Source organism: Ochrobactrum sp. XJ1 (genome assembly GCF_024701725.1).
In the GTDB taxonomy this organism is placed as follows: Bacteria; Pseudomonadota; Alphaproteobacteria; order Rhizobiales; family Rhizobiaceae; genus Brucella; species Brucella anthropi.
This window is the reverse complement of record NZ_VDGD01000001.1, coordinates 442,496-460,975: the sequence shown is the minus strand read 5'-3', so window position 1 is coordinate 460,975 and position 18,480 is coordinate 442,496. Positions and strand designations below refer to the sequence as shown.

Here is an 18,480-nt window from a genome sequence, read left to right as displayed (position 1 = left end):
CTTTTTAGTTTTTTACTTGATACTCAAGCTTTCTCGATAACGCGAATGCGATGGTCCCCGCCTATATCGATGAATTGTGTCCGTGGCGGCACTTCATGAACATCGTGCGTGCCAAAGCTTTCGGGGTAGAATGCATAACCTTCCGGTGCTTGCGGTGGGCTTGTATCGTCGAGCAGCCGACCGCCCGTCAATTCCGTCATCGGATCGGGAATGGCCGAAATCAGTCTCCGTGTATAGGGATGCGTCGGGTTCGAGAATATCCGATCCCACGGTCCGCTCTCAACAATCTGCCCGAAATACATAACCGCCACACGGTCGCTCATATGCTCTACGACACTCAGATCATGGCTGATCATGATATAAGAGAGACCGAGCCGTTCTTTCAGTTCCAGCAGCAGATTGATGATCTGAGCCCGGATCGAAACATCGAGCGCCGAAACAGGCTCATCAAGCACGATAACTTTCGGATTGAGCAGCAGCGCGCGTGCTATGCCGATGCGCTGGCGTTGCCCACCCGAAAACTCGTGCGGAAAACGCTTTGCCTGCTCGGGCTTCAAACCGACAAGACGCAGAATTTCCTCGACGCGCCCATCGACTTCGCTGCGCGAGGTCACACCGTGAAGTCGCAAGGGCGCCGCCAGGGACGTATAGACTGTCTGGCGCGGATTGAGTGAAGCGAACGGATCTTGAAAGACCATCTGCGCCATCTTTGCTCGTTCCAGCCGCGACGGTTCGTCCTTTCCGGTGATCGGTCGTCCTTCAAAATAGATTTGCCCGCTCGTCGGCTTTTGCAAGCCGACGAGGGAGAGTGCAAGCGTAGATTTACCGCAACCGGACTCTCCAACAATCGAAAGACACTCGCCTTTGTTGAGGGTCAGGCTGAGATTGTTGACGGCACGCAGCAATTGCTTTGAGCGACTGAAAATGCCGCCGCTCACCGGGAAGTAAACGCAGACATCGTCGATGCGGACCAATGGTTCTGCTAGTTTGGCTGAATGCATGTCATTCATGATGGAAACACCTCACCACACCGGCATCTTCAAGTGGCGTCCAGCCCGGTTTTTGCGCACGGCAAATATCAGTCGCGCGCGTACAACGCGGCTCGAACCTGCAGCCCTTTGGAAAAGCGGAAATGGAGGGTACCACGCCTTCGATTTCCTGCAGCCGCAACTGACCTGCTTTTTGTCGTGAGCCGAGCTGCGGTAGAGAGGCCAGAAGACCATGCGCATAAGGATGAGCCGGGTGGTGGAACAGGCCTGCTGTTATGCGCTGCTCGACTAGATGCCCAGCATACATGACCCCCACGCGACGACACATTTTCGCGATGACACCAAGATCATGACTAATCATCAGGACAGAAGTTCCTCGTGCCGTGCAAAGCTCTTGCATCAGACGAAGAATTTCCGCCTGAACAGTCACATCAAGCGCGGTCGTGGGTTCGTCAGCGATCAGCAAATCTGGATCACACGCGAGTGCGATAGCGATCATTACACGCTGGCGCATACCGCCAGACATCTGATGTGGATAGTTCTTCACACGTTGCTCTGGCGCAGGAACTTGAACACTGGCGAGCGCTTCGATCGCTTTGCGCTCCGCCTCGTGCCAAGTAGCACCTTGGTGCAGCACGAACATTTCCGCGATCTGCCGCCCTACTGGCGACAACGGATTGAGAGCAGTCATCGGCTCCTGAAAGATCATCGCTATGCGATTGCCACGCAGCTTGCGCATTTCACGCGACGACATTGACCGCAAATCCTGCCCTTTGAAGCGTATCACGCCATCCGTTATCGACAGTGGTTTGCGCAGCAATCCGATCATCGATAGTGCAGTGATGCTCTTTCCGCAGCCAGACTCTCCAACCAGTCCGAATGTCTCGCCGGCTCCGATAGTGAACGATACGTCTTCGACCACGTTATGTTTGCTCGAACCAGAAACAATATCGATCCGGAGGTTCTCTACCTCAAGAAGTGCTTGTTCGCTCATACCTTGCGTGTCCTCATATGCGGGTCGAGCCAGTCGCGAAGACCGTCCCCGAACAGATTGAGTCCAAGCACCGTGAAGAAGATGGCCAAACCGGGAAATACGGCAGCCCAAGGCGCGTTCACGATCAACTCACGCGCATCAGTGAGCATGTTGCCCCAGCTTGGATCCGGTGGACTGATCCCAAGACCAAGATAGGAAAGTGCTGCTTCTGCGAGAATTGCGTCGCCCATTCCAAGAGTGCCGATAACGAGGATCGGTCCGATCATGTTTGGCACGATCTGCGTGATCATGATGCGGGCATCGCTATAGCCAAGCATCTTGGCAGCCTGAATATAGCCCTGCTTCTTTAGTGAAAGGGTCGAACTGCGCGCAATGCGGCAAGTCCAGGACCAATTCGTCAGGCCAAGCGCGAGCAGAAGGCTTGGCAAACCGGGGCCGAGGACCGCCATAATTGCCAGCGCGAAGATCAGCGACGGAATTGCCAGCATGAGATTAGTGAGACCATTGACGAAATCATCCCACCAACCGCCGAAATAACCGGCAGAAATGCCAAAACACAGACCAATAACCGTGTTGATGCATTGCGAGACGACACCAACGGTCAAAGACACTTGCGCACCATAAAGGATGCGCGAATAAACATCACGACCCTGGGCATCAGTGCCAAACCAGAACTGTGCGTCAGGCGGCAATTCAGCATTCATCAAATCAGCGTCGAGAACCGGATTATAGTGCGCCAGCAACGGCGCAAAGACGGCTGCTGCAACGATGACGATACACACGAACCCGCCGAATACGAGATTGAAACGGAGCTTCATGGGCTTACTCGTGGCTTATGCGCGGGTCGATAACCGCGTAGAGAATGTCAACGATCGTATTGATGACCAAAAACCACAACACGATTACGAGAATTGCCCCCTGCACCACGGGAATGTCGCGCAGCGAAACGCTATCGATCAGCAAGGAGCCAAGGCCCGGCCATGAGAATAGCTTCTCCACCACCACGGCCTGCCCCATCATCGATCCGAATTGCAAGCCGATTGTCGTGATAATCAGCACCAGCGCATTGCGCATGACATGCCATTTCACCAGGCGAAAGCTGCTCATGCCTTTAGAGCGGGCGGTACGAATGAAATCAGCGCCCATCACTTCAAGCACGGCTGCACGCGTTGTTCTTGCCAGCAACGCCAATGGCGCAACACCCAACGTCAGCGCAGGCAAAATGACGTTTCTGATGCCTCCATCGCCATAGCCGAAACTCGGCAGCCATCCGAGTGTCAGTGCGAAGAGATACATGGCCAGCAGGCCCAGCCAGAACTGTGGTAGCGAGAGGCCCGAGACTGCGCCTATCATCGTCACACTGTCGAGAAGGCTTCCGGGTTTAAGTGCCGCGAGAAACCCAAGCGGTACGCCTATCAGGATCGCAAACCCCATAGCCGCAAAAGCGAGCTTCAATGTTGGCCACATGCGCTCCTGAATAAGCGAGACAACCGGCTGTCTTGATCGATAGGACGTACCAAGATCAAACTGTGCCAGTTGAACCAGATAATTGCCGAAACGCACATGGACAGGCTTGTCGAGGCCAAATTCCTGAGTGATCTTTTCGACCATCTTCGGGTCGTTCATGCCCTTACCATTGGCAATTAGGCCAGAAGCGATGCTGCCCGGAACAACACTGAAAATGATGAAGATCAGCAGTGATACAGCGACGACCGTCGGTATCATCTGCAAGACGCGCCGAAAAATAAAATAGAGCACACGGTCCTCCTTTCGGATCAGCGTAAACTACGCTGGAGCAAAGGGGATCAGTGGCCCGCCCGATAACGAGCGGGCCGATCCAGATCAGCCAGAATTAGCGACCGGACGGAACCGTGTCATCAACCCACAGCTTTTCATAGGACTGAACGGCGAGCTCCGCCGAGTTTGGCTGCAGGCCATGCAACCATGGCTGATGTGCCATGACAGCCTTATTGTAGTTGAAGAACCAGACCGGCGCTTCTTCCTGCAACAGGTTGTTGGCCTTCTTCAGAAGCTCGTTCTTCTCTCCTTCGGTTTTCGCCACCTTTGCCTCATCGACAATCTTGTCGAATTCTGCGTTCGAGAACTTCTGGTAGTTGCACGCAGATTGTGGGGTCGTGGAATAGAAGCACTGCATCGCCGTCAGTGCATCCGGACCGCTTTCGAGCGACCACATATAGGCCTGGAAATTGCCAGCCGGAACTACATCCGCAAGCACTGACGCTTCAACCGGCTTTGCCTTCACCTTGATACCGACCTTGGCGAGCATCGGAATGATCGCTTGAACGATGGTCAGGCCCCAACTCTCGTTTTGCGTTGCTGTCAATTCGAATTCGAAGCCGTCGGGATACCCAGCTTCAGCAAGCAAAGCTTTTGCTTTTTCAGGGTCATACGGATAAGGCTTCGCATCCTTGTCGAAGGCTGGCGATGAGTTTGGCAGCCAACCAACAGCACGATAGGCCTTGTCCTTGACGAGACGCTTGATGATGAGATCGCTATCGATGGCGTAGTTGATTGCCTGACGAACGCGCTTGTCCTGGAACGGCTTGAAATCCGGATTAAAGCCGACGGCGCGCGTATAGACCTCGGCTACCTCGACCATATTCTTCGCAAGTTCAGGATCGGCCAGATAGGCCGTATACTGCGCCGGCCCGAGCACGGCTACGTCGATCTCCTTGTTGCGGAACGCAACGTCGCGCGCGGCCGCATCACCCATGATCATGATGTTGATCTTGTCAGCGTAAGGCTTGCCCTTTTCGTAATACTTGTCCCACTTCTCAACCGTCAGGCGCGAGCCGGGAACATATTCGGCAAACTTGTAGGGTCCGAGACCAATCGGGTGGCGCTGAAACTCTTCGCTATCACCCTCACCTGCCGGGTAAATGGCAGTGTTGTTGCGCATGAACTGGAAGCCCGGATCAATTGGCTGTTTCAGCGTGATTTCGAGCGTATGGTCATCGATCTTCTTCAGGCCGGAAATTTCCTTGGCCTTGCCCTGCGTATATTCCTCCGCCCCTTTGATTTCGGCGATGTAACGTGCCGGTGGGAATGCCTTTTTCGGATCCATGATCCGGGTGTAGCTCCAGATAATGTCGTCTGCCGTCAAAGGCTTGCCATTGTGGAAAAATGCGTCCTGACGAAGCTTGTAGGTATAGACGAGCCTGTCGTCGGACACAGTCACATCGGTTGCAAGACCGAGTACCGGTTTGTTGAGATCAGCATCCCAATCATAGAGCGTACGGTGAATCGCCTTGGCGTAGAACTCGTCTTGTGTGGCAGGCGATGCTTGAATATCGAGCGTCGAGAAGCTGTCGCCGTAGGGCGCGACAAAATTGATGACGCCTCCCGAACGTGGTTCGTCCGCCGCGTAAGCCGCCGTTCCGGCCAGCAGGACTGCGGACAGCGCTGCCAGCAATGCAAATTTTCTCATGTTGTTCCCCTTCATAAATGTCATTCTTGCGATTCAGATGAACCGTTCTTCGGGCAGCTCTGTCGAAACCTCGCTGCCCGAAATCGCCCCGAAGCGTTTACGCTTCAATTCTTTTTATTGCCCCCGGAAACCGGGAGCATTTAACTCACGACCGTTCGAATACGACCTCACCGTCACGCATGGTAAGAACACAATGCGTGTCGTTGAGAATCTCTTCCGGCTTCGCGGTGAGCATATTGCGTGAAAAGACCGCAATATCAGCAACCTGCCCAGGTACAAGCTTGCCCTTCACATTCTCCAGCTTCTGAGAGAAAGCACCGAACTCCGTATAAACCTGCAGGGCCTCTTCGATGGTCACGCATTCGCGGGTATCCATCACCGTTCCCTTACCCGTTTCGCGCGTAAGCATCGAATAGATGTTTGGATAGGGGTTCGGATGGCAGACCGGTGAATCACTGCCAGTCGCAGGCTTAAAGCCCAGATCCTTCCAAGTTTTCAGCGGATAGCTTGAAAGAGCGCGTTCCTCGCCAAGAACAGAAATATAGGCGTCACCAAAATCGTATATGAAGACCTGTTGCGGACAAGGATAAATCCCGGCTTTCTTCATCCGCTCATGCTGTTCCGGCGTAGAGAATCCGCAATGTTCGATACGATGGCGGCGATCTGGATCGGGATGCGCTGCGAGTGCCTTTTCATAGGCTGTAATAAGTTGTCCAATCGCTGCATCGCCGATAGCGTGGCAAGCCAACTGATAACCCTTTTTGTGGGCATCGAGCACCAGCGCTTCCAGTTCTGCATCCGGCAATATCTGGACACCTATATTATCGTCGTCGCCGAGATACGGCTTGCTCATCCATGCAGTGCGTCCGCCCGCCGATCCATCAAGGAAAATCTTGACGGCACCGACTGTCAGCATGTCATCGCCGACACCGGAAACAAGGCCTGCTTTGTAGCATTCTTCGACAATGGAAGGTCCCGGATCGCCGAGCAGTACGAGCCAGGTGCGCACCGGCAAGCGCTTGTCGAGTTTGGCGAGGTTATAGGCACGGATTTCATCGAAGCCCGCGACCTGACCGACAGCGGCGTCCATAACGCTGGTGATGCCATAGGAAAGGAGAAGATTGCCTGCGGCCTCAATGGCCTCGATCATCTCTTCCGTCGTTGCCTTGGGGATCGCTTTGCGGACAGCGCCTTGCGCATTTTCTGCAACCATCCCCGTCAAAGTACCATTCTTCTGCTCGATCAAGCCGCCATCCGGTACCGGGGAATTTTCGTCGATACCCGCCAGTTCAAATGCCTTCGAATTGAAGATCGAAACGTGGCCACATGCGCGTACCACCATGACAGGATTGTTTGGAGCAACAGCATCAAGCTCCGACTTATGCGGATGGCGACCGACATCGAGCTTGGTCTGGTCATAGCCGCGTGCTCTGATCCATGCCCCGGGAGGTGCGGAAGCAGCCTGTTCCCGAATGGCGTCAAGCAGGCTTTGCAATGTCGGGGCCGCCTGCGGCGTCGCATCAATCCACTTGAGTGTCAACCCAATCGAAATGAGATGCAGGTGAGCGTCATTCAGCCCGGGTGTGGCAAAGCGCCCTTTCAGATCGATCAAACGCGTATTATCGCCCTTCAAAGACCAGATTTGATCCTTGGTGCCCGTAGCAAGCACCTTGCCTTGCCAGATCGCTAGGGCTTCGACTGTGCCCTCTTCATATCCACACCAGATCGTGCCGTTATAAACTATGGTATCGGCACACAATTTGGGCATTACAGGCATTTCAGCGATCCCCTCCCTACTTCACGCTTTTATAAGTGCAGGGAGATTTCCATTGATGCTTTGAACGATCAAGCCGTGGATTTGTTAAATTTCGTGGGAACAAATTGTTCAAAATGACAACTACACGGTCAATCTGCCGAAACTTTTGAAAAAAAGACCGGCATCCGCTTGGCAAAATGATAAAAGGTTTCCACCATAATGATAGCTGCCGCGCTCACCTGTCAGCAATCGCAGCTTATAAATGTTAGCGAAAAAGCGAAACATGAGCGGCGGTCACTCGTGAGGGTGTCGCATGATCCGGAACAATCTGGATCAACCACGTACCCCCGAACTCGTTCCTTGACGACTGTTGAGACCAGCACAATTAGCCGTCAAGGGATGGGGTGAACAGGGCATCCTCGTCAGCACGACCACGACGCCCTGGAAAATGACGACCAACCTGTCAATATGCCGATCCGGGCGAGCGATCCGCCAATTGTTCGGGTGTCAGCAAATCTGCATGATGAGCACGCGCAACATCAGGATGGGACCGGAGGCGACTTTTGAGATTATTTGCACCGACCTCTCGGAAGATTGGATTTAGCGCATCAACAGTAACGCCGCGCTCCCTGGTCTTCAACTCATCCGGCAAATCTATAACAGGGATGATTGCATCGTATCGGGCGCCCAGGAAAAAGGCGACGGAAAAGCGTTCCACACCGGCTGGCGGCGCGACAACGCCATGCACATCTGCCCGCACGAATCCATTGGTGGCAAGCTCAAGCAATTCTCCCGTATTGATAACAAAAGTGCCGGGAACCGGAGGCGCATCGATCCATTCACCGTCTTCCCGCTGAACGCGCAGACCGGGGACAACATCCTGCAACAGAACAGTAACGAAACCGCCGTCCTTGTGGGCTCCTACCCCTTGTTCGCTTTCCGCCACATCGCGCCCAGGATAACGGATAATCTTCAGGAGCTGAGACGGATGCGGCTCATAAATCTGGGCGAAGAAGTCTTCCGGCTGTCCCAAAGCCGCCGCGATGGCCTTGAGAATATCAATGCCAACGCGTGTCACCTCGGCCTGATAAGCAAGCAACAATGGCTTAAGTTCGGGCAGTGCTTCCGGCCACTGGTTCGGGCCGATCAAACGCTTCCATGCCGGGCTATTCGGACCGATCTCGGCAGGTTCTGCTTCCGTGTTGATATCGAGCTGTTCGCGCCAATCCTGCTCGCCACGCGTCCGTTCAAGGCCGGCACGATTGTAACCGCGGAAATGCGATGACTTCACCATTTCTATCTTGAGTTTTTCTTCCGCTGGAAGTGCGAAGAACGTCTTCGCCGTTGCAACCACGTCCTCCACGAGTTTCGGATCGACGCCATGTCCCGTGAGATAGAAAAAGCCATGTTCGTGAAGAGTGCGGCGCAGCTCCTCAATGAAACTGTCGCGCTCCTCGGCGCTGCCGTTGAAACGGGACAAATCAAGCAGAGGCAGATTGATTGGGGTGGTATGTATATTCATCGGAAGCTCCTGAAAAACTCTCAGCGGGAACGACGGCTGCGCGCCACACGGTGATTGACAAGACGGGCAGCGTAGTCGCCCGTGATCTGGATGGATTGCACGATCGCAACCAGGATGATGACGACGGCAACCATGACTTCCGGCATGAAGCGTTGATATCCGAAGCGAATTCCGAGATCGCCCAGTCCACCGCCGCCGACTGTTCCTGCCATCGCCGAGTACCCGACAAGGCTGACAAGCGTAACTGTTTGCCCCGCAATGATCCCGGGTAGCACTTCAGGCAAGAGCACCTTGAAGATGATCTGAATTGGCGTTGCACCCATGCTCTCGGCAGCTTCGATCAGGCTCTGGTCCACCTCACGCATCGCCGTTTCGGCGAGCCGTGCGTAGAGAGGTGCGATTGCCGCGGTCAGTGGTACGATGGCCGCATAGGTGCCAACGGTCGTTCCGGCAATCAGGCGCGTTAAGGGAATGATCGCCACCATCAAAATGATGAATGGCGTGGATCGAACCAGATTGACGACAGTGCCCGCAACACGATTGAAGACCGGCCGTTCGAGAAACTGGCCCGGACTGGTAACAACCAGTGCAACACCGAGCGGCAGGCCAATCAATGTCGACAGAATGGCAGATGCGGCCACCATAGTAGCCGTCTGCTTCAGCGATTCAAGCAAGAGCCCGACGAGTGCCGGCGGAAGCAGATCGGACAACATGACCGAGGACCTCTCCATGAAGATTGAGTGAAGACAGATAATTGCGAACGTCCGCGAGATCGGCGGAACCATCCTCAGCGACGAGCGTTATGATGCCCAGTGGTCTGCCACCGATATAGTCTATGCGCCCGTGCAATATGTTCGGATTTATCCCGAAGCGCTGTACGAGCGTAGCAACGACCGGCGCATGCGCGGCTTCACCGGAAAAGATAATGCGCAGAACCGGATCCGACCCGACAACTGGTTGTGGAAGCACCCGCTGCGATACTTCCGGCGGTAGGTCGTGGGCGACGATGCTAGCCAGAAATGACCGGGCGATCGGTGTTTGCGGAAAGGCGAAGACGTCGAAGGTCGCTCCGTTTTCAACGACTTTGCCGCCATCAAGAACCGTCACGTGGTCTGCGATCTGGCGCACCACGTCCATTTCATGCGTTATGAGTACAATCGTCAGCCCCAGTCGCCGATTGATATCTTTCAATAACGAAAGAATTTGCTCCGTGGTTTCGGGATCAAGCGCCGACGTCGCCTCATCCGACAGCAAAACGCTCGGCTCCAGAGCCAATGCGCGCGCGATACCCACACGCTGTTTCTGACCACCAGACAGTTCCGATGGATAAGCATCGGCCTTTCCCTTGAGACCCACCAGATCAAGCAAATCGTTCACGCGGGTTCTTATGGTGCTGCGATCAACGCCTGTGAGCTCCAGTGGCAGGGCTATGTTGCCAAAAGCAGTTCGTGAAGACAGCAGACTAAAATGCTGAAATATCATTGATACCTCACGACGAACCTGTCGCAATTCGCCTTGACGCAACGTTGTGATCTCTCGCCCGGAAACAACGACTTGTCCTCCGGTTGGGTGCACCAGACCATTCAGGCAACGCACGAGCGTGCTTTTTCCAGCGCCTGAACGACCAATGATTCCGTGAATGGTTCCCTTGGCGATTTGAAGCGAGACATTGTCGATGACCGGACCGGCCTTCTTGTCAAAGGTCTTTGTCAGCGAACGTATGTCGATGATTGACGGTGCCGGGTTTGTATCGTCCGGTACGGCGTTCGACACAGGTCCGCTGCGTACGAGCACGTTCATGTCACCAACCCGCTACGATATTGCCATCGAACTTCTTCTCGATGAAGGCTTTGACATCAGGAGATTTATAAGCCTCGACAAGCGTCCTGACCCACGGTGCATCCTTGTTCTTTCCCGCGACAGCAAGCAGGCAGAAATAATCGGATAACTGGTCTTCGATCAGGATCGCATCACGGGTCGGAACCAGCCCGGCACTCAGCGCAAAATGTGAAGTGATGACGGAAAAATCCACGTCTTCCAGCGACCGTGGAAGCTGGGCCGTTTCCATCGGTATGATTTTGACCTTTTTCGGATTATCGACAATATCGAGTTCAGTTGCGTTGAAAGTTACACCCGGCGTAAGCTTGATAACGCCGCCAGCTTCAAGAAGCTTCAAGGCACGGCCTGCATTGCTCGGATCATTGGGAATGGAGATTTGTGCGCCCTCTGGCAGCTCACTTAGAGATTTGTACTTGCGTGAGTAACCAGCCATTGGCAGCAAGACAGTACGTCCGCCAACAGCAACGAGATTGAGACCTCGATCCTTGTTCTGTTGATCGAAGTAAGGTGTATGCTGAAAGCCATTGGCGTCGAGATCGCCATCATTTGTCGCCGGGTCGATCAGTGCGCCGTCCGAAAACTCCACAATCTCGATATCCAGCCCCTTTGCCTTGGCAACGGGCGCGAGTGCTTCGGCGATTTCAGCATGCGGCCCCGAAGTTACACCAAACCGGATTTTTTCCGCAAGCGCCGGTGAAGCGACGAGCACTGAGAAGAGTGCTGCGGAAACTGCACCGCGCAAAAATGAAACTGAATGCATCTTATTTTCCCTGTAGTGATTTTCGGGCGCGCCTATGATGCCGCGCGCCAATTGTGCTCATTATTCCACTGGACCAGCCGTGAAGCGGCCTCCCGCAGCGTTTCTTCGCCCTTGGCGAAACAGAAACGGACATGGCTGCGCACATCGCGTGCACCATAAAAAGATGAGATAGGAACCGGGGTTACACCTGCTTCAAGCGTCAACCGTCGGCAAAAATCGAGATCGTCACCGCCATGATCGAGCGACTTTATATCGGCCACCGCGAAATAGGTGGCAGGGACAGCTACGACATCAAAACCCGCAGATTTCAGCCCTTCAACCAGCAGATCCCGTCGCGATGCCAGCGTTGTCCGAAGGCCGACAAAGTAGCTATCAGGTAACGAAAGCCCAACCGCAACCGCCGACTGGAATGCTGGCGGCGTGGCGAAAGTGACATACTGATGAGCACGAGCAATCGGTGCGAGAAGCTTCGCGGAAGCTGTCACATAGCCGACCTTCCATCCTGTCAATGAAAAGCTCTTTCCAGCGGAGCCAATTCGCACGACACGGTCGCGGACTTTCTCAACACCGAACATAGAATGAAACGGGTGACCGTCGAAGACGAGATGTTCGTAGACCTCATCCGAAACGATCACGAGATCATGCTTGATCGCAAGTTCGGCGAGAAAGTCCAGCTCATCTGGATCCAGTATCTTGCCGATTGGGTTCATCGGCGTATTGACGACAATGAGTTTCGTCCGTGGAGAAATGGCTTTTGCCAGCTCCTCTCGCGGTAGCTCCCAATGAGGTGGTTTCAGCCGTACCGGCACCACCTTCCCGCCTGCACGGCGGATAAGCGTAGCGTAAGCATCGTAGACCGGCTCGAACAAGATAACCTCGTCGCCCGTATCCAGATGCGCCAGAAACGTATCGGCGAGCGCTTCCGTAGCGCCGGACGTAACTAGAACTTCCCTTTCCCAGTCTACGTCAATACCGAGAAATCGCCTTGCGTTTTCTGCGACAGCTTGGCGGAGAACCGGCAGCCCCATCATGGGCGGATATTGTTGTGAAGTTTCACGAAGAGCCCGAGCAGCGGCATCAAGGAGCTCGGACGGTTCAAAGCCTTCTGGAAATCCCTGCCCCAGATTGATGGCTCCACGCTCAACAGCAAGTCGCGACATCGCCTCAAAAATAGACGTCCCCGCCTCGCCGAGTACCTGATTGACCATCGAAGCTCCCCTGTTGCAATCGAATTCACGGGGAGAAAGATAAAGCCTACAAAATTAGTAGACAAAGCATGGACTTGCCATCCTCGAACGAGCGAGAGAAAGCTTTTTCAAATTCTGCCGGACGTGAAACAGTTTTACGTTCCACAATCGCAACTACTTCCAAATCACGCCGCCGCCCGGCTGTGGCGATTTCGCCAGAGCTTTTCGGCTTTCTCGAAAAATTGCGCATGGCTTTCGTTGTCTGCGGCGGCGGCCGTCATCATCGCCATGGCAGCCGTCGCAACGATTGTATTTTCTGCACGTTTGTCCGTTGCCGCGCCAGACCAGATGCCATACCAGTATTCGAATGAACTGAAGCTCGAATGCTTGTCACCACTTTCCTTGGAAAGGGTCGGAAGCAATAAATCTGTTTCACGACCATTAAGAAGCCTATGGATCGTATGCGTTCGATGCGGAACTAACTCGGCAACGTCCCGGCTGGTCGAAACTACCGAAATAGAAGGCATATCAAGAAGTACGCCCGCATCGCGGTGTAACTCACGATATGTGGGCTGTGTAACCCCCAAAAACGATGCCTTGAGATTCATCGGATTGAGCAAATGAACGAGGCTATTCATCGATGAACGCGACTCGAACAGTGGGTAAAGCGCCATCAGCGCATGAATCTGAGGAGCGAAACCGGCCAACGGCATAAAACAGATGCCATGCGCTCTTAATGCACCTTCTGCGAGCGAATGTGATGTCGCGATCGGGAGATTGATAGCTTCGGCCGCTATCTCAAGCTTGCCCGAGATTTCACCTGTGCCACAATTACCGTGTAAGACAACAGGATAACCAGCCCGCGCGACCAGCAAGGCTGAAAGCATGAACCACGGTGACTGCACAGAATTCGGCGATAGATAAGCTGGCCAGTCCAGCGCTGGCATGTTCAAGCCCGCCTCCACGGAATAAATTCGTCTCGCTGCTCGCGCTATGCCAGCAAGTTCCGGTGCAGTTTCCCCACGATAGTGAATGAGCCGCAGCAACGCACTGATCTGCATCGGATCGGCATTACCCCTAAAGATCGTCGTGAATGCATCATCAGCCTCAGACATCTCGAGCGGACGGGTGTGCCCGGCTTTTCGCCCTACAACAGCGATATATTTCGCTAGTCGTCTGGCCGGATCGTTTTCGTCCTGGATGTTGGCGAACTGTGCTGCAAGCTGCTCTGGTGTCGGATGGTTTTCAAGCTCAACAACCTTACGGATTCCGAGCGGCGGCGGTGTTACAATGGCGCTTCGCTTCCACCCGTGATGCCCGGTACAGCTCGACTTCGGCAATTCGGTAAAGTCCAAACTCAACAGCGTTTCGGCCTCATTCGCCAACCGCCGTAAACGCCCGCGCAGCGCCTCGGCTTTCGGGGTGGCCACCATGTTTCGGCCGGAGCGAACTAGAATGGGGTCGTTGAACTTTTCGCGAATCTGTCCGAGCAGTCGGCTCATAGCCGCAATGCTTAACCCCATCTGTTTGGCAGCACCGCCAACACTGCCTTCCACAAGAAGTGCATCAAGAGCGATAAGCAAGCGCAATTGTCCCAAACGAAGGCTTTCACTCTCACCTTTCTCCGTTTGTTGCTGCGTTTTCACCGGCTTGCCCGACATCACTTTCTTACCCGTCCATTTGCGGTTTTTGAAATTTAGAACACTTATAAAACATCACGATTGACGTCACCCGACAGCCATACATAAGGAGACTTGAAAACTCAACTTTAAACGGTGACGAAAATGACCAGCTTGTTTCGGGGATTGTGGGCCGATGGTACACAAAACAGGCGTTTGGCCAGCAAATCGCTCATTTATCGGGCGATCCTTGCGGGGACGTGTCTTTCCACAACGCTACTTCTGAGCGAAATGAATGCCATCGCGCAAACCGCGATCAACGCTGCGGAAGAGGCAACTTCAGACGAAGCTGGCACCAAGAAGAAAAAGGCAACGGAAGCGGGCATCGAAACGACCGCTGATGGAGCTGTCAAACTTAACCAGATTGTTGTCACGGCAACAGGGTTCGAACAGAACATCACCGACGCTCCGGCAAGCATCACTGTCGTTCCTGGCGAAGAGCTGGAAAAAGGCGCCTATCGCGATCTGACCGATGCTCTGAAAGACGTTCAGGGCGTCGCGGTGACAGGTCCGGCGGCCGAGCGCGACATATTCATTCGTGGTCTTCCTGGTTCTTATACTTTGCTGCTCGTTGACGGGAAGCGCCAGAGCACGCGCGATGCCCGCACCAACGGCAACTCCGGCTTCGAGCAGAGCTTCTTACCGCCTGCGAACGCAATCGAACGGATCGAGGTCATTCGTGGCCCCATGTCTTCGCTCTACGGATCGGACGCGATGGGCGGCGTTATCAACGTGATCACCAAGAAAGTATCGGACACCTGGAGCGGTTCTTTCTCTGTAGACGGCACGGTTCAGCAGCATTCCAAATTCGGAAATTCGTTGCAGGGGTCTTACTACATGACCGGGCCGCTGGTCCCGAACCTCGTCGGCGTTCAGGTCTGGGGACGCGGTCTCAAGCGGCAGGAAGACAATATCGTCAGCGGGACGCCAGAACAGAAAGATATCGACATCACCGGTCGCGTTACAATCACGCCGAATGAAGATCATGATATCATGCTCGAGCTGGGCAAGACTCGCCTTCGTCGCGACGCCACCGTCGGCAACACGGCGGCATCGGGCTCGGATTCCTACAACTACAATGATCGCGATCATTGGTCGATCAGCCATACTGGTCGCTGGGGACCGACAACGTCGGAATTCTCATTCCAGCAAGAATGGGCAGAACGCACCAATTTCAATTGGGACAACAAGACCAAGAGCTACGTCGAGAACCTGCGTTCGCCGCATATCCGTAATTCGGTACTCGATGGCAAGTTCACAACTCCGTTCGAATTCTACGGTAATCACACGCTGGTAACCGGTGGACAGTTTTCGCAATCGGTGCTGACCGATCAGAACCCAGGACGTCGTACCGGATTGGATGAAGAGTTCAGCGTTCGCCAGTGGGCGCTCTTTGCAGAAGATGAATGGTGGATCACGCCAGACTTCGCCCTGACAGGCGGTCTGCGTATGGACGACCATGAGATTTATGGCTCCCATTTCAGCCCACGCGGCTATGCCGTCTGGCACGCAACTGAACAACTGACGTTCAAGGGCGGTATCTCCACCGGCTTCCGTGCACCGGAACTCCGTACTATCGCCCCGGGATATGCTTATACGACGGGCGGCGCGGGATGCTCGTATGGTCCAAACGGCACCTGCGGCGTAATCATCGGCGATCCAGATCTGCAGCCTGAAAAAAGCACAAGCTATGAAGCGAGTGTTCTCTGGGACAACCAGTCTGGCCTTCGCCTCGGCGCAACCTATTTCTACACGGATTTCAAAGACAAGATCAGCAATGCGCTGGTGACGGATGCCAATGGTAATCCAATTCGCTGGAGCGAAGATCCGAACTATCGTCTCTGGTACAGCTTCAATATCGATGAAGCCGTCATGCAAGGTGTGGAGTTAACCTTCAACTGGGAAGCAACCGACACAATTACCGTGCGCGGCAACTATACCTACACCGACTCCGAACAGCAGACCGGTGACTACAAGGGCTTGCCTCTGACACGTACGCCGAAGCACATGGCCAGCTTGCGTGCAGATTGGATAACGCCGATTGAAGGCTTGAGTGCATGGGCCAGCGGTAACTACCACGGCGAAGAAACCAATGCGGGTGCGCGTATCGGCACAGCCGGTGAACCCGTCTACAGGAACGGCAAGGTAGTCGCTCGCAAGTACAAGCCCTATGCAACCTTCGATATCGGCGGCTCGTATGACTTCAGCGAGAATGTTACTCTGAACGCTGCCGTCTACAACGTCTTCGACAAGAAGGTTGATGTTGATGACTTCAATACAGTCGTCGATGGTCGTCGCCTCTGGGTCGGTATGACTTCCCGCTTCTAGTATCACAACAAAAAGACGCCTGCCCGCAATGGCTGGCGTCTTTTGCATGAATGGGATGCTCTTATGAGCGCACTGACGAATATCGTGAAGAAAGCATGCCTGATGATGACGGGGATACTGATGGCTTCCACCGTGAAGGCTGCTGAGCCTTCCACCTCGTCCTTTGATATGGAAGCCAACGGCATCGCCTATCGTATATTCACCGCTGCACCGCAGGAGGCTGCACCCGAAGGTGGCTATCCTGTCATATACATGGTCGACGGCAATCGCATGTTGCCGATTGCAGCAAAGCTCATGGCAGAAAACTCTGCCCTGAAGGCTGTATTTGTGGGCATCGGCTACCCGACTGACAATCAGGAAGAAATCGTCCGCCTGCGATATTTCGACTTCACGCCTCCGACACCTGACGATCTGATCCCAGTCCACTTCAATGTACCAAAGACTGGAGGACGAGATGCATTCTTCGACTTCATCGACCATCAGGTAAAGCCAGAAGTCGAAAAGCGTTTCAACGTCGATGAAAGCCGACAGGCCCTGTTCGGCCACTCTCTGGGCGGATTGTTCACCCTTTATGCCTTGTTCAACCACACGAATTCCTTCCAGAGCTATAGCGCAGCGGACCCATCGATCTGGTGGAATGATCGTTCAATTCTAACTGATAAAAATCAGTTCATCACGCGCTTCAAGGATGCCCCTCGCCCAATCCGCTTGCTTATAGAAACCTCCGGCAAACGTGGTAGCCGCCCCGGCCAGACGAAGCAGGACGATGACCGTTTGAAGAAACTGCGTGGCGGACCTTCCGGTTCAGACATCTTCAAAGAGCTTTCTGAACTACCGCAAGTTGGCGCAGCCTTTCATCGTTTCGAGGATGAGAGCCACGGCTCAATGATACCGCTCACGGTGGCGGACAGCCTTAATTTCATTGTGCTCGGACAAAACCCCAAGGGCAAAAACAACTGAATTTTCTCTCTCGGTCTTTGACGGAGAAGATACTTGACTGTAAAGCACAGGATTGATGAAAGGATCGAACATCATGCTGAATATCGCTCAACAGGTTACACGCTTGTGCGGTGCCGCCATAATGGCGCTGAGCATTGCCTCAACTGCAAATGCTGCTGATGTGACTATCAAGCATGCTCAGGGTGAAACAGCAGTTCCAGCCTCACCGGCTAAGGTACTGGTTTTCGATCTCGGCACCCTCGACAATCTGGATCGCCTTGGCGTCAAGGTGACTGGTGTTCCCAGCGGCATATCGTTTCCTGAATATCTGAAGAAATATCAGGGCGACGAGTATGCGAAAATCGGCACATTGTTCGAGCCTGACTATGAAGCCGTTAATGCGGCAGAACCAGATCTTATTATTGTGGCAGGTCGTTCGGCTGCGAAATATGGTGAGCTTTCGAAGATCGCTCCAACCATCGATCTGACGACCAATGCGAAGAATTTCATCGCCGACACTGAAGCCAATGTCGAGAAACTTGGCCAGATTTTCGGGAAGGAAGCAGAAGCAAAGGCGGAAGCCGAGAAGCTTGATGCCGCACTTGCTGCATTGAAGGAAAAGGCCGCCAACAAAGGCACCGGCCTTCTGATCCTCACTTCCGGCGGCAAAATCAGCGCTTATGGCCCCGGTTCGCGTTTCGGCGTCTTGCATGACAGTTTCGGGGTCAAGCCTGCAGCGCCTGACCTTTCCATCGGCAATCATGGCCAGCCCGTGAGCTCGGAATTTATCCTCGAAACCAATCCCGACTGGCTGTTTGTCATCGATCGTGACGCCGCCATCGGTCGTGAAGGCAATTCGGCAAAGCAGGTTCTGGACAATGAGCTCGTGCGCCAGACCAATGCCTGGAAAAGGGAGCAGCTTGTCTATCTGAACGCTCAGAACTGGTATCTGATTGGCGGCGGTCTCGGCGCGCTTCACGGCACGATCGATCAGCTTTCCCAGGCTTTCGACAAAGCAAAGTAACAGCTTTCCAAACCC

15 protein-coding genes are annotated in these 18,480 nt (G+C 54.1%); 3 read left to right on the top strand and 12 right to left on the bottom strand.

Annotation, left to right across the window (positions count from 1 at the left end; translation table 11 throughout):
• Positions 1–23: 23 nt before the first annotated feature.
• The 12 genes from FG152_RS02195 to FG152_RS02140 form a co-directional block, all read right to left on the bottom strand.
• Positions 24–1,010: an ABC transporter ATP-binding protein gene (locus FG152_RS02195; RefSeq protein WP_010658969.1), complete on the bottom strand. Its 987-nt coding sequence runs from the start codon at positions 1,008–1,010 to the stop codon at positions 24–26.
• Positions 1,003–1,983, bottom strand: coding sequence for an ABC transporter ATP-binding protein (locus FG152_RS02190; RefSeq protein WP_010658970.1), 981 nt, complete (start codon positions 1,981–1,983; stop codon positions 1,003–1,005). The genes FG152_RS02195 and FG152_RS02190 overlap by 8 nt, the downstream gene beginning before the upstream one ends.
• Positions 1,980–2,801 carry an ABC transporter permease gene (locus FG152_RS02185; RefSeq protein ID WP_010658971.1) on the bottom strand — a complete coding sequence of 274 codons (822 nt, stop codon included), beginning with the start codon at positions 2,799–2,801 and terminating at the stop codon, positions 1,980–1,982. The genes FG152_RS02190 and FG152_RS02185 overlap by 4 nt, the downstream gene beginning before the upstream one ends.
• 4 nt (positions 2,802–2,805) lie before the next feature.
• A complete protein-coding gene (locus tag FG152_RS02180; RefSeq protein ID WP_010658972.1) occupies positions 2,806–3,741 on the bottom strand; it encodes an ABC transporter permease in 936 nt (311 codons plus the stop codon).
• A 94-nt stretch (positions 3,742–3,835) separates the two neighbouring features.
• Entirely contained in the window at positions 3,836–5,431 is a 1,596-nt protein-coding gene (locus FG152_RS02175) for an ABC transporter substrate-binding protein (RefSeq protein WP_029375983.1), read from the bottom strand.
• A gap of 145 nt (positions 5,432–5,576) precedes the next feature.
• On the bottom strand, positions 5,577–7,199 hold the full coding sequence (locus FG152_RS02170; RefSeq protein WP_010658974.1) for an amidohydrolase: 1,623 nt from the start codon (positions 7,197–7,199) through the stop codon (positions 5,577–5,579).
• A gap of 451 nt (positions 7,200–7,650) precedes the next feature.
• The gene (locus tag FG152_RS02165) at positions 7,651–8,709 is read right to left on the bottom strand and encodes an isopenicillin N synthase family dioxygenase (protein WP_010658975.1); all 1,059 of its coding nucleotides are present in this window, start codon (positions 8,707–8,709) and stop codon (positions 7,651–7,653) included.
• A 20-nt stretch (positions 8,710–8,729) separates the two neighbouring features.
• A complete protein-coding gene (locus FG152_RS02160; protein ID WP_010658976.1) occupies positions 8,730–9,422 on the bottom strand; it encodes a methionine ABC transporter permease in 693 nt (230 codons plus the stop codon).
• Positions 9,376–10,509, bottom strand: coding sequence for a methionine ABC transporter ATP-binding protein (locus FG152_RS02155; protein WP_010658977.1), 1,134 nt, complete (start codon positions 10,507–10,509; stop codon positions 9,376–9,378). The genes FG152_RS02160 and FG152_RS02155 overlap by 47 nt, the downstream gene beginning before the upstream one ends.
• Before the next feature lies 1 nt (position 10,510).
• The gene (locus FG152_RS02150; protein ID WP_010658978.1) at positions 10,511–11,308 is read right to left on the bottom strand and encodes a MetQ/NlpA family ABC transporter substrate-binding protein; all 798 of its coding nucleotides are present in this window, start codon (positions 11,306–11,308) and stop codon (positions 10,511–10,513) included.
• A 32-nt stretch (positions 11,309–11,340) separates the two neighbouring features.
• The gene (locus FG152_RS02145) at positions 11,341–12,516 is read right to left on the bottom strand and encodes an aminotransferase (RefSeq protein ID WP_010658979.1); all 1,176 of its coding nucleotides are present in this window, start codon (positions 12,514–12,516) and stop codon (positions 11,341–11,343) included.
• Positions 12,517–12,680: 164 nt separating this feature from the next.
• Positions 12,681–14,156, bottom strand: a complete 1,476-nt coding sequence (locus FG152_RS02140; protein ID WP_010658980.1) for a glycosyl transferase family protein — start codon at positions 14,154–14,156, stop codon at positions 12,681–12,683.
• 123 nt (positions 14,157–14,279) lie between these two features.
• On the opposite strand from FG152_RS02140, the gene FG152_RS02135 reads away from it, so the two are divergent.
• The 3 genes from FG152_RS02135 to FG152_RS02125 all read left to right on the top strand — a co-directional run bounded on the left by FG152_RS02135 (position 14,280) and on the right by FG152_RS02125 (position 18,465).
• Positions 14,280–16,502: a TonB-dependent receptor domain-containing protein gene (locus FG152_RS02135; protein WP_105529205.1), complete on the top strand. Its 2,223-nt coding sequence runs from the start codon at positions 14,280–14,282 to the stop codon at positions 16,500–16,502.
• 63 nt (positions 16,503–16,565) lie between these two features.
• The gene (locus FG152_RS02130; protein WP_010658982.1) at positions 16,566–17,462 is read left to right on the top strand and encodes an alpha/beta hydrolase; all 897 of its coding nucleotides are present in this window, start codon (positions 16,566–16,568) and stop codon (positions 17,460–17,462) included.
• A 55-nt stretch (positions 17,463–17,517) separates the two neighbouring features.
• Positions 17,518–18,465: a siderophore ABC transporter substrate-binding protein gene (locus tag FG152_RS02125; protein WP_010658983.1), complete on the top strand. Its 948-nt coding sequence runs from the start codon at positions 17,518–17,520 to the stop codon at positions 18,463–18,465.
• Positions 18,466–18,480 lie beyond the last annotated feature (15 nt).